Origin of the sequence: Pseudomonas sp. HMWF021, from assembly GCF_003061005.1 — a bacterium.
GTDB lineage: Bacteria > Pseudomonadota > Gammaproteobacteria > Pseudomonadales > Pseudomonadaceae > Aquipseudomonas.
Genome location: NZ_QAIK01000173.1, coordinates 49,554 through 61,806 on the forward strand (window position 1 = coordinate 49,554; position 12,253 = coordinate 61,806).

12 protein-coding genes and 2 pseudogenes are annotated in these 12,253 nt (G+C 60.1%); 10 read left to right on the plus strand and 4 right to left on the minus strand.

The genetic code is table 11. From position 1 onward, the window contains the following. The 4 genes and pseudogenes from DBR18_RS29955 to DBR18_RS25130 form a co-directional block, all read right to left on the minus strand. Window positions 1-767: pseudogene (locus tag DBR18_RS29955) on the minus strand (phage receptor); the annotation flags it as partial. Then, window positions 764-2,938, minus strand: a complete 2,175-nt coding sequence (gene nrfB, locus DBR18_RS25120; RefSeq protein ID WP_108592341.1) for a cyclic di-3',5'-guanylate-activated glycosyltransferase NrfB — start codon at window positions 2,936-2,938, stop codon at window positions 764-766. The pseudogene DBR18_RS29955 and the gene nrfB, both read right to left, overlap by 4 nt. Continuing rightward, window positions 2,935-4,089 (minus strand): non-hydrolyzing UDP-N-acetylglucosamine 2-epimerase, encoded by a 1,155-nt coding sequence (gene wecB / locus DBR18_RS25125; RefSeq protein ID WP_108592342.1) that lies wholly within the window; start codon window positions 4,087-4,089, stop codon window positions 2,935-2,937. The genes nrfB and wecB overlap by 4 nt, the downstream gene beginning before the upstream one ends. A 176-nt stretch (window positions 4,090-4,265) precedes the next feature. Then, window positions 4,266-4,697 carry a co-chaperone YbbN gene (locus tag DBR18_RS25130; protein WP_108592343.1) on the minus strand — a complete coding sequence of 144 codons (432 nt, stop codon included), beginning with the start codon at window positions 4,695-4,697 and terminating at the stop codon, window positions 4,266-4,268. A gap of 278 nt (window positions 4,698-4,975) precedes the next feature. Here DBR18_RS25130 and DBR18_RS25135 point away from each other — a divergent pair, with 278 nt between their 5' ends. From DBR18_RS25135 to DBR18_RS25180, 10 genes and pseudogenes are all read left to right on the plus strand, one after another. Beyond that, window positions 4,976-5,224, plus strand: a complete 249-nt coding sequence (locus tag DBR18_RS25135) for a type II toxin-antitoxin system Phd/YefM family antitoxin (protein ID WP_003225462.1) — start codon at window positions 4,976-4,978, stop codon at window positions 5,222-5,224. Further along, window positions 5,214-5,496, plus strand: a pseudogene (locus DBR18_RS25140) (type II toxin-antitoxin system RelE/ParE family toxin). Before DBR18_RS25135 ends, DBR18_RS25140 begins: the two are co-directional and overlap by 11 nt. Before the next feature lie 286 nt (window positions 5,497-5,782). Continuing rightward, window positions 5,783-6,631, plus strand: a complete 849-nt coding sequence (locus tag DBR18_RS25145) for a transporter substrate-binding domain-containing protein (RefSeq protein ID WP_108592345.1) — start codon at window positions 5,783-5,785, stop codon at window positions 6,629-6,631. Window positions 6,632-6,681: 50 nt separating this feature from the next. Then, on the plus strand, window positions 6,682-7,344 hold the full coding sequence (locus DBR18_RS25150; protein WP_003225455.1) for an amino acid ABC transporter permease: 663 nt from the start codon (window positions 6,682-6,684) through the stop codon (window positions 7,342-7,344). A gap of 9 nt (window positions 7,345-7,353) precedes the next feature. After that, entirely contained in the window at window positions 7,354-8,016 is a 663-nt protein-coding gene (locus DBR18_RS25155; RefSeq protein WP_108592346.1) for an amino acid ABC transporter permease, read from the plus strand. After that, a complete protein-coding gene (locus DBR18_RS25160) occupies window positions 8,013-8,810 on the plus strand; it encodes an amino acid ABC transporter ATP-binding protein (protein ID WP_108592347.1) in 798 nt (265 codons plus the stop codon). Before DBR18_RS25155 ends, DBR18_RS25160 begins: the two co-directional genes overlap by 4 nt. 29 nt (window positions 8,811-8,839) lie before the next feature. Next, window positions 8,840-9,229, plus strand: coding sequence for a RidA family protein (locus DBR18_RS25165; protein WP_007912330.1), 390 nt, complete (start codon window positions 8,840-8,842; stop codon window positions 9,227-9,229). A 130-nt stretch (window positions 9,230-9,359) separates the two neighbouring features. After that, window positions 9,360-10,124, plus strand: coding sequence for an IclR family transcriptional regulator (locus DBR18_RS25170; RefSeq protein ID WP_108592348.1), 765 nt, complete (start codon window positions 9,360-9,362; stop codon window positions 10,122-10,124). Between the two features lie 44 nt (window positions 10,125-10,168). Further along, window positions 10,169-11,383: an amino acid deaminase gene (locus DBR18_RS25175; RefSeq protein ID WP_108592349.1), complete on the plus strand. Its 1,215-nt coding sequence runs from the start codon at window positions 10,169-10,171 to the stop codon at window positions 11,381-11,383. Window positions 11,384-11,522: 139 nt separating this feature from the next. Next, the coding region (locus DBR18_RS25180; protein WP_108592350.1) for a sugar kinase at window positions 11,523-12,253 on the plus strand (731 nt) is incomplete at its 3' end.

The window sequence follows — 12,253 nt, forward strand, 5'->3', positions numbered from 1 at the left end:
AGCCAGCGCTGCGCCTGTTGATCGTGGCCCATGGCGATGGCGCGATCGACCATCGCCAGACGCGCCTTGCGCGCGGCCTCAGGACTTGGGGCCTGTTGCAGCAGTTGTTGCAGCGGTTTTTCGTCCAGTCGCTGCACATAGGCGTTGGCCAGACGTTGCCAGCCCTCGGCATCCAGTTGCTTGCGCGCCGCGAGCGGTGCCAGTTGCTCGATGGTGCCGCTCCAGTCACGCAATTGCTCGGACCAATTGGCGCGGGCCAGACGCAAGATATTGTCATCGCCCCTGGGCGCCAGTTGCGCCAGCCAGTCGTGGGCCTTGGCCGCGCCACCGAATTTGGCCAGGCTCAAACTGTAGGCCTGCCACAGGCGCACGCGGTCATTGAGGTCGCTGGTCGCCATCCACTGCTCGACCTGAGTGCTGCTCGGCGGATCCTGTTCGATCCAGGTCAGACGCAAGTCCAGCGTGGCTTCGCTGTCATTGGCCGGCAAGGCTTCGACGGCGTCCTTGTAACGCCGCTGTCTGGCCAGGGATTCCACCAGCAACGCCCGCGCTTCGTCGTTCTTCGGGACCTTTTCCAGCAGGTGGCGCATCAGCCGTTCGACTTCTTTCCAGTTGCCTTTTTTGGCTTCGCGGTAGCTGCGATCCATGTAGGGATAGCTGCGGAACTGTTCAAAGTCGCTCAGCGGCGCGGCGTGCAGCGGGTATGCGCTGCTCAGGCCGAGCAGCAGGCTGCCCATCAGCAAGGTGTGACGATGTACTGGTTTCATGCGACCTCCCGAACGATGCGGTAAGCCGCTTGTTGTTCACTGGCCTGGTCGGCCAGGGCTTGCTGGAGCACTTGCTCCGTGATCATTCCGCGGGAAATCAGGTGTTCGCCGAGGGACATCTTGTCCGCATCGAAGTCGATCAGCGCCTGATTGAACAGGGTCGGCGGCACCATGCCGCGCACTTGCAGCAGGTTGCCAAGCAACACCTGATGGCGGCTCACCCGTTCCAGCAGAGCTTCGTCGTCCTGATGGCGTTCAAGCACTTGCAGCATGTGACGCACTTCCTCACTTTGCCGGGGGCTGGCGTACCAGTAGCGAATCCCCAGCGTTACCCGGCCTTGCGGTGCCAGTCGGCAGCGCACCGGGCGTTTCAACTGGCGACTGATTGCGCCGAGCGAAACCTGGCTGACGGGACCTTCGGAGGCCAGCACCAGAGTCTCGCCTTCCTCGGCGACCGGCAGCACGCCGTAGTGGCTCGCAACCCGGCGCGGTACGGCTTCGATCAGACGCGGGTCGAGTTTGAAGGGATTGAGCGGAGCCCATTCCAGCTCCAGTTGTTCGGCCAGTTCCTGTACCAGTTGGGTGCTGTTGATGTACTCACGCAGCAGCAGTTCGCGACCCAGGCGCCGACGCACGGGGCTTGTGATCGCGGCTTCCAGTTGCTCCTCGGTGAGCAGGCCTTTTTCCATCAGTCGATGACCCAGCGGCGTCCGTTGGGCCTTGGTCAATGCCGGGAACTCATGGGTAGTCTTGTCCCAGGCTACGCGCCGCGAATCGCCCATCTCCATGACCTGACGCAGCGCGCGCAGGTTGGCGAAGAAGTTGACGAAGTTGCTCCACATCATGCGGGGTGCCGAGAGCAGGCCCTCCACCAGCCCGTAATAACGGGTCACGAACCAGCCACGCTGGAACAGCCGGTTGAGCAGCATGAAGCCGTTGAGCCAGAGCAATACCGAGAGCAGCGAGCTGTCGGAGAGAATCGATGGATAGCGCCACGAGTCCGGCGAAATCACCGTAATCAGCCACATCGCGATCAGCACCACGAACAGCAGGTTGACCAGAAAACTCAACATGTAGGCAATCAGCCCGCGACGATCACGCCACAGGAAGTAGTTGAGCAGGCCCTTGCGGCTCCAGCCGAGGTTCTTGGTGCCCTGAAAGACGATGCCGACGATCCAGCGCGATTTCTGCCGGATGGCATGTTGCAGATCGCGAGGAAAATGCTCGCGCACGCAGATCACCTGGGAGAACTCGCGGTTCATGCCGAGCACCCACGGTTGCTTCAGTGCCAGTTTCGGATCGCTGACCGAGTAACGGGCAAAGATGCACTTCATGCCTTTTTGCTTGAGGCGGAAACCGATGTCGTAGTCCTCGGTAAGACTCTGCACATCGAAGGCGATGCCGTCGCCGTCTTCGAGCAGAGCGCTGATGGCCTTGCGACTGAAGCAGGTGCCGACCCCGGCGCTCGGCACCTGGCCGGTCAGGGCTTCGCGCACGATGACATCCTTGCCGTGGTTCTCGGCGAACTCGTCGACATAGTGCCCGGCGGTAAAGCCTTTCCACTCGGGGGCGTAGGGGTAGACCGGGATCTGGATCAGGTCCTTGTTCGGCAGCAGATAGTTGAACAGGCGCAATTCCATCGGCGAAATCACGTCTTCGGCGTCGTGCAGGATGAACCCGGCGAACTGGATTTTCGCCTCGCTTTCAAAGCGCAGGATCGCGTCGATGATGTTGTTCAGGCAGTCGGCCTTGCTGGTCGGGCCGGGGCGGGCGCAGACCACTTTGTGTACGTTGGGGTAGTGCTGGCAGACCGCGTCGACGTCGGCCTGGGTTTCCGCATCGTTGGGGTAGGTGCCAACGAAGATCTGATAATTCTCGTAATCGATGGTCGAGGCGGCCAGCCGGGCCATTTCGCCGACCACGCCCACCTCGTTCCACGCCGGCACCATGATTGCCAGGGGCTTTTCGGGGATGGTGTAGAGCCGCTCTTCGTCGGCGCGCTCGAATTTTTCGTAGATCCGCCAGCGCCGGATCAGTTTGCGGAACCAGTAGACCAGGTCGATGAACAGGTCATCCAGACCCAGGATGAACATCAACAGGGCGAGGGCAATCGCCACATATTTGAGAGCAAACAGCACATACGCAAAGAAGTCGACCCAACCCAGACTCATACGTTGCTACCCGCCGCCGAGCGAGCGCTCAGCCAGGCGTGGAGGCGGGTGGCGATCAGTTCGCTGGCGTGGCCGTCGCCGTAGGGAAAGTGCACGCGGCTCATGCGGGTGTAGGTGTCCTTGTCGTCCAGCAGTTGGCTGGCCTCTTTGACGATACGGGACTTGTCGGTCCCGACCAGCAGCATGGTGCCGCTTTCCAGCACCGACGGCCGTTCGGTCACATCACGTAGCACCAGCAACGGTTTGCCGATGGCCGGCGCTTCTTCCTGTACGCCGCCGGAATCGGTGAGGATGAAATGCGCCCGACCCATCAACCAGACAAAGTTCGGGTAGTCCTGCGGGGCGATCAGGTAGATGTTGGGTTTGTCCGAGAGCGTGCCATACACCACCTCCTGCACCAGCGGGTTGAGGTGTACCGGGTAGACGAACTGGACGTCCGGGTAACGCTCGGCGAGTTCGGCCAGCGCCTGACAGATGTTGCGAAAGCCATCGCCGATGTTTTCCCGGCGATGGCTGGTGATCAGGATCATCCGGCGCTGATCATCGAGTGCAGCCAAGGGTGAGTCGGCAGCTGGGCGCCAGTCGGTTTGTTGCTGGTGATCGCGCATCCACAGCAAGGCATCGATCACGGTATTGCCGGTGATCTCGATGTTGTCCTCGGGCACGCCTTCGCGCAGCAGATTGGCGGCTGTCTTTGAGGTCGGCGGGAAATGCAGGTCAGCGATCACGCCGGTCAGACGCCGGTTGGCTTCTTCCGGCCAGGGGGCGCGCAGGTTGCCGGTACGCAGGCCCGCTTCGACGTGGCCGATCGGCAATTGGCGATTGAACGCGGCGAGGGCGGCGATGAAGCTGGTGGTGGTGTCGCCGTGCACCAGCACAATGTCCGGCTTGATGCGTTCGTAGGCCTGGTCGAGCTGTCCGAGCAGGTTCTGCGAGAGGCCGTTGATGGTCTGGCCCTGGGTCATCACGTGCAGGTCTTCGTCGACCGCCAGTTCAAAGGCGTCGAGCACCTGGGTGAGCATCTCCCGATGCTGGCCGGTGGAACAGATGTTCAGTTGGATGTCAGGCCACTGACGCAGAACCCGGGCCAGCGGGGCCATTTTGATGGCCTCCGGACGAGTACCGAAAACCATCATGACGTTAAAGGACATTGACCCCTCCTGGGACATGGCAACGCCGGGCGAAAACGCCGCGAGCGTGTGTTCTCTTGCTGAGAAATAAAGAAAAGCAGCCGGATGGGAGCTTGTCCAATCCGGCCTGAGGCTTGTGTGTTACCGATGATTTGGAACGTAAGTGCCATCGATTGAATGGCACTTAGGTGGCACTTTCAGCAAAAGTTCCGCTGACGTGGGCGAGGTAGGGTGCAGAGCGTGCGCAGGGTACGGCGCAACCAAGCCAGATCATGCCGTGGCTGGCGGACTGCGGCGGGCGCTTTGGTTCTGCCGATGTGCCGGGCGAAATCTTCACTTAATGTTTCTGCCGATTCGAAGCCTTTGAGCTTCTTCATGAGTTTGCCGTTCTTGTAGAACAGCACCGTCGGCGTACCGGTAACCAGTGGATGACGCGGCGACTCACGGGTGTTGAGCATGTATATGTTCGCCCGCAGGCGATACGGCTCTGCAACCTCGCGAAACACCGGCCCGGCCCATTCGCAGGCAGGACAGTGTTCGTTGGCGAAGTACAGGATCACCGGACGCCAGGTTTTCAGGGCTTTGCGGTAGACCGGAGCCAGATTGGAAATAGAATTGGCAGCACTCATTGAGAACTCCTTTTTCAACGACCTCGAAGGTTCAATGACGTTAAAGGAGGGTGCAGAACCGGTCTACTGTCAGAAATTACAGGTGGCCCGTGGATTCACGAGATTTTTCCCACTTTTTTAAAGGACCGACCCGACACGAAACCCGGAAATGTGGAATGTCGGGACGTGATACTTTTTTTCCAGTCAATAACAGAGTGGATGGGAACAAGCGATAGACGTTAAAGACGTCCTGGAGTGCTATTTTAAGCACCATTAACAGCACTCCAGGGAGCACCATCATGACTCACGTAGTTCTTTCTAATATCGTTGCGAGTATTTCTGAATTGAAAAGAAATCCCATGGGTACTGTGGCCGCCGGTGGCGGCCAGTCTGTAGCGATCCTGAATCGAAATGAGCCGGCGTTTTATTGTGTGCCCGCAAAGGAGTATGAGGCGATGATGAATCGCCTTGAGGATCTGGAACTGATTGCACTATGCAAGGAGCGAGAAAACGACCCTACCATCAAGGTCTCCATAGATGACCTATGAGCTGGAGTTTTCCGAGAAAGGCGTGGAGGGAATGGAAAAAGCTTGATTCAGCACTTCAGGATCAGTTCAAAAAGAAGCTCGTTACACGTTTGGTCAATCCTCACGTTCCTGCCGATCGACTTCGAGGGTTGGGAAACGCCTACAAAATAAAGCTTCGCAGTGCTGGATACAGGCTGGTCTATCGCGTAAAGAATGAGGTTTTGGTTGTTACCGTGATTGCGGTAGGGAGAAGAGAGCGCGGGGAGGTCTACGACAAAGCCGCTAGCCGATAGATATGGAGAGCTGGACCCCTTCAATCGCTAACCACATTGCACCGAAGTAGCTCTTTGTGCTCCATCTGGGAACCTGCTACTCGCTATTTGTAGCCTAAGGTAGCGCAGCCCAGCAGTATCCGCACCTGGCTCGATTTTTCGCATTTCCCGCATCCCATTGATTCTGAAAACATTTCAACCCACCACAGATTCCCTGCGATTCCTGTGGCACACTTTCTGCTGTCTATTCCGTAGTAACAAACCGTGTTCCGGTATAGCGGAATAAACATCATCTGGAGTGCTTGCCATGCATCGCCGTCCTTCGTTGTTCAAAGCGTATGTTTTTGTTCTTGCGGCTTCGTCCGCTGTGATGGGCATGGCCCAGGCAGCCGATAGCAAGCTCGACAGTGTTCTGGCCCGTGGCAAATTGATTGTCGGCACCGGCAGCACCAATGCGCCGTGGCACTTCCAGGGGGCGGATGGCAAGTTGCAGGGTTTTGATATCGACATCGCCAGGATGGTGGCCAAGGGCTTGTTCAATGACCCGAACAAAGTCGAGTTCGTCGTACAGTCGTCCGATGCGCGGATTCCCAATCTGCTGACCGACAAGGTCGACATGAGCTGCCAGTTCATCACCGTCACCGCCAGCCGCGCGCAACAAGTGGCGTTCACCTTGCCGTACTACCGCGAAGGCGTCGGTCTGCTCCTGCCGGCCAACAGCAAGTACAAGGAAATCGAAGACCTGCAGGCCGCTGGCGACAGCGTTACCGTGGCCGTGCTGCAAAACGTCTATGCCGAAGAATTGGTGCATCAGGCGCTGCCCAAGGCCAAGGTCGATCAGTACGACAGCGTTGATCTGATGTATCAGGCGGTGAACTCCGGCCGCGCCGACACCGCCGCCACTGATCAGTCCTCGGTCAAATACCTGATGGTGCAGAACCCTGGCCGCTACCGCAGCCCGACGTACGCCTGGAGCCCGCAGACCTACGCTTGCGCGGTCAAACGCGGCGATCAGGACTGGCTGAACTTCGTCAACACCACCCTGCATGAAGCCATGACCGGCGTTGAGTTCCCGACTTACGCGGCCTCGTTCAAGCAGTGGTTCGGTGTCGATCTGCCGTCGCCAGCCATCGGTTTCCCAGTCGAATTCAAATGATCCCGTGAGAGCGGGGCGCCTGAATCGCCCCGCTCAAGGTACTGCTGACCATGAACTATCAGTTGAACTTTGCCGCCGTATGGCGCGATTTCGACACCTTGCTGGCGGGGCTCGGTCTGGGCCTTGAGCTCGCGCTGGTATCGATCGCCATCGGCTGCGTGATCGGCCTGCTGATGGCGTTTGCCTTGCTGTCGAAGCATCGCGCCTTGCGGGTGCTGGCCTCGGTGTACGTCACGGTGGTGCGTAACACGCCGATTCTGGTGTTGATTCTGTTGATCTACTTTGCGCTGCCAAGCCTGGGGATCCGCCTGGACAAGATCCCGTCGTTCATCATCACGTTGTCGCTGTATGCCGGGGCCTATCTGACCGAAGTGTTCCGTGGCGGTTTGCTGAGCATTCCCAAAGGCCAGCGCGAAGCGGGGCTGGCGATCGGTCTCGGTGAATGGCAAGTCAAGGCCTACGTCACCGTGCCGGTGATGCTGCGCAATGTGTTGCCGGCGCTGTCGAACAACTTTATCTCGCTGTTCAAGGACACCTCGCTGGCCGCCGCGATTGCGGTGCCGGAGCTGACCTATTACGCGCGCAAGATCAACGTCGAAAGCTACCGGGTGATCGAAACCTGGCTGGTGACCACGGCGTTGTATGTCGCGGCCTGTTACCTCATTGCCATGCTGCTGCGTTACCTCGAGCAGCGTCTGGCGATCCGCCGATAGGAGGCTGCGATGTACGAATCTCCCAGTTGGTTGCATGAGTTGTGGGTGGCACGCGAGACATTGCTGCAAGGCTTTCTGACCAGTGTGCAGGTGTCGGCGCTGGCGATTCTGTTTGGCACGTTGCTCGGGGTTGTCACCGGGCTGGTGCTGACTTACGGCAGGTTCTGGATGCGCGCGCCGTTCCGTTTTTACGTCGATCTGATTCGCGGTACGCCCGTGTTCGTACTGGTGCTGGCCTGTTTCTATATGGCGCCGGCGCTGGGTTGGCAGATCAGCGCATTTCAGGCCGGTGCGCTGGGCCTGACGCTGTTCTGCGGCTCGCACGTCGCCGAGATCGTGCGCGGTGCCTTGCAAGCATTGCCACGCGGGCAGATGGAGGCGAGCAAGGCGATCGGCCTGACGTTTTATCAATCCCTCAGCTATGTGCTGCTGCCCCAGGCGTTACGGCAGATCCTGCCGACCTGGGTCAACTCGTCCACCGAAATCGTCAAGGCTTCGACCTTGCTCTCGGTGATCGGCGTCGCCGAACTGCTGCTCAGTACCCAACAGATCATCGCCCGGACCTTCATGACTCTGGAGTTCTATCTGTTCGCCGGTTTTCTGTTCTTCGTCATCAACTACGGCATCGAATTACTCGGCCGGCACATTGAAAAGCGGGTGGCCCTGCCATGACTCAAGCTCAAGTTTCCAACGTTCAGAACGGTCAGCCGCTGCTGGACATCCGTGGCCTGCACAAACAGTACGGCGCGGTGGAGGTGCTCAAAGGCGTCAATCTGAGCATGCAGCGCGGTAACGTCGTGACGCTGATCGGCTCCAGCGGTTCGGGCAAGACCACGCTGCTGCGTTGCGTGAATATGCTCGAAGAGTTTCAGGGCGGGCAGATCCTGCTCGACGGCGAGTCCATCGGCTATGACGAGGTCGGCGGCAAACGCGTGCGTCACGCCGAAAAAGTCATTGCCCGCCATCGCGCCATGACCGGTATGGCGTTCCAGCAATTCAACCTGTTCCCACACCTGACCGCGTTGCAGAACGTCACCCTGGGGCTGCTCAAGGTGAAGAAAATGCACAAGGACGAAGCCGTGGTGCTGGCAGAAAAATGGCTGGAGCGGGTCGGCCTATTGGAGCGGCGCAATCACTTTCCCGGGCAGTTGTCCGGCGGGCAGCAACAGCGCGTGGCGATAGCCCGGGCGATTGCGATGAACCCGAGCCTGATGCTGTTCGACGAAGTCACCTCGGCGCTCGACCCGGAGCTGGTCGGCGAAGTACTCAACGTGATCAAGGGCCTGGCCGAAGACGGCATGACCATGCTCCTGGTGACCCACGAAATGCGTTTTGCCTTCGAGGTCTCGGACAAGATCGTTTTCATGAATCAGGGGCGGATCGAAGAGCAGGGGCCTCCCAAGGAGCTGTTCGAACGCCCGCAATCACCGCGTCTGGCTGAGTTTCTCAAGAGCACGCGGTTCTAATTTATGCTTTGTCATCAGGAGAAGTACCCATGAGCATTACCCGATACGGCACCGGCAGCACCGCGGCTGGCGGCCAGCCGCGCCCATTCGCTCGCGCCGTTGAAGCCGATGGCTGGCTGCACGTGTCCGGCCAGGTGCCGGCGGTGGATGGCGAGATCATCGTTGGCGGCATCGTCGAGCAGACCCACCAGACCATGAAGAACCTGATCGCGATTCTCGAAGAGGCCGGTTATGGCCTGGAAGATGTGGTGCGGGCCGGCGTATGGCTGGACGATCCACGGGATTTCAGCAGTTTCAACAAGGTTTTCGGCGAGTACTTCAAGCCTGAGCATGCCCCGGCGCGGGCCTGCGTGCAGGCGAGCATGATGGTCGATTGCAAGGTCGAGATCGACTGCATCGCCTACAAGAAAAAGGCCTGATTGTCGTCGGCTCTTGTAGGAGCTGCCGAAGGCTGCGATCTTTTGGCAATTTTGGATGCACCACAAAGGCAAGATCAAAAGATCGCAGCCTGCGGCAGCTCCTACAGAGGCATTTTGAGTGAGTACTGACATGACCGAAGACACCATCAAACGCCGGGCCCGAGGTCTGGACCGGGCGTTCGATATCCTCGATTTCCTCAAGGAGATCGGCCAGCCGCTGCGTCCGAACGACATCGCCAACGGTATCGGCAGCCCGAAATCCACGGTCTACGAACTGGTCGCGTCGCTGCTGGAGCGGCGGATTCTGGAGCCGGTGGGCAAGGACGGTCACGTCTATCTCGGTCGCCAGTTGTACTTTCTCGGGCAGGCCCATCTGCGCCATTTCGACCTCAGTCGCGAGGCCGATCACGCCTTGCAGGAAATCGTCAGCCAGACCCGGGAAACCGCGCAGATGTGCCTGCTCAACGGGCGCAAATACACGGTGGCGCTGATGAAGGAGGGCGAGCGGCATTTCCGTATTTCTTCCGACATCGGCGAAAACGCACCGATCCCGTGGACCGCGTCCGGGCGCTTGCTGCTGGCGCATTTGAGCGATCAGCAGATCATCGATCTGATCGACGAAGACGACTACATCCTGCCCGACGGCGAGCGCCTGCCGCTGGAGCGCTTTCTGGCAGAGATCCGGCAGGCCGGCATCGACGGTTTCTTCTCCTTCGATAGCGTGGCCGACACCTTCACCCATTGCTTTGCCGCCCCGGTCAAAGACCCCGGCGGCATCGCCATCTGCACCCTGTGCATCGTCGCCCCACGGGCCGATGCGAAGAACAATTACGACGACTACCGCCGGGTGCTGATCGAGAGCGCCAACAGCCTCGCCCGGCGGATCAACGAATAACCGCGGCTGCCTGCCGGCCGCGAAAGAACGCGAGGAGTTTGACCATGACGACTGCCATCAATACCGCTGTGGAAAAGGGCGACGCCGCCATTGGCGCGCACCTGGTGCGTGACGTCAGCCTGCCGGCGCTGGTGCTGCACCGCGAGGCGCTGGAGCACAACATTCGCTGGATGCAGAAGTTCGTCAGCGACAGCGGTGCCGAACTCGCGCCCCACGGCAAAACCAGCATGACCCCGGCGCTGTTCCAGCGTCAGCTCGACGCCGGTGCCTGGGGCATCACCCTCGCCAGCGCTACCCAGACCCGCGCCGCGTATGCCCACGGTGTACGTCGGGTGCTGATGGCCAACCAACTGGTCGGCACGCCGAACATGGCGCTGATTGCCGATCTGCTGGCCGACCCGGATTTCGATTTCTACTGCATGGTCGATCACCCGGACAACGTTGCCGATCTCGGCGCGTACTTCGCTTCGCGCGGGGTCAAGTTGAACGTGATGATCGAGTACGGCGTGGTCGGCGGCCGCTGCGGTTGCCGCAGTGAGCAGGAAGTCATCGAACTGGCCAAGGCGATCAACGCACAACCGGCGCTGGCCCTGACCGGCATCGAAGGTTATGAAGGGGTGATCCACGGCGATCACGCGGTCAGCGGCATTCGTGAATTTGCCGCGTCGCTGGTGCGGCTGGCGGTGCAGTTGCAGGACAGTGGTGCGTTTGCCATTGCCAAGCCGATCATCACTGCCTCGGGGTCGGCGTGGTACGACCTGATCGCCGAGTCGTTCGAAGCGCAGAACGCTGGCGGACGCTTCCTCAGCGTGCTGCGCCCGGGCAGTTATGTGGCGCATGACCATGGCATCTACAAAGAGGCGCAGTGCTGCGTGCTCGACCGTCGCAGCGACCTGCACGAAGGTCTGCGCCCGGCGCTGGAAGTCTGGGCGCACGTGCAATCGCTGCCAGAGCCGGGGTTTGCGGTGATCGCCCTCGGCAAACGTGATGTGGCATTCGATGCCGGCCTGCCGGTGCCGCTGCTGCGCTACAAGGCCGGTGTGTTGCCGGCGGTGGGCGATGATGTTGGCGCGTGCAAGGTGACAGCGGTGATGGACCAGCATGCGTTCATGACCGTAGCGCCGGGGGTTAAATTGCGGGTGGGGGATATCATTTCTTTTGGCACCTCGCACCCGTGCCTGACGTTCGACAAGTGGCGCGTGGGGTTGCTGGTGGATGAGCAGTTGGCGGTGGTCGAGAGCATGGAGACCTGCTTCTAGGGCCTGGAACCGCGTTGCGGCCAATCGCTGGCAAGCCAGCTCCCACAGGGATCTCATGGACTGTGAAGATTGTGTGGGAGCTGGCTTGCCAGCGATGAGGCCAGATCAAACACCACCGAATCAGCAGAGACGCCACCCAATGACCACCCTCAGCCCCCTGGGCCCGAACACCCCGCGCATCGCCCTGATCGGCGAGTGCATGATCGAACTCCAGCACCGCGCCGACGGCAGCCTGCAGCAAAGCTTCGGCGGTGACACCTTGAACGCGGCGGTCTATCTGTCCCGCGCCCTCGGCGACAAAGCCCAGGTCGATTACGTCACCGCGCTGGGCGATGACAGCTTTAGTGACGCCATGTGTCAGAGCTGGGCCGACGAAGGTATTGGTCTGGAATTGGTGCAGCGTTTGCCGGGGCGTTTGCCTGGCCTGTACTGCATTCAGACCGACGCCAATGGCGAGCGGCGTTTTCTCTACTGGCGCAATGAAGCGGCGGTGCGCGATTGCTTCACCACGCCGGCGGCCGAACCGATTCTGGCGGCGCTGCCGGACTACGACGTCCTTTATTTCAGCGGCATCACCCTCGCAGTGCTGGGGGCCAAGGGCCGCGAACGCTTGATCCAGACCCTGATCGAAGCCCGCCAGCGCGATGCGCGGATCGTCTTCGACAACAACTATCGGCCGCGTTTGTGGGTCTCGCAGGAAGAGGCGCGAGCGGCGTATCGCAGCGTGTTACCGCATGTCGATCTGGCGTTGCTGACGGTGGATGACGAACAGGCACTGTTTCATTTTGCCGACTGTGAGGCGGTGTTCGAGGCGTACGCACAGATCGGCACGCCGGAGGTGGTGCTCAAGCGTGGCGCCGAGGCTTGTCT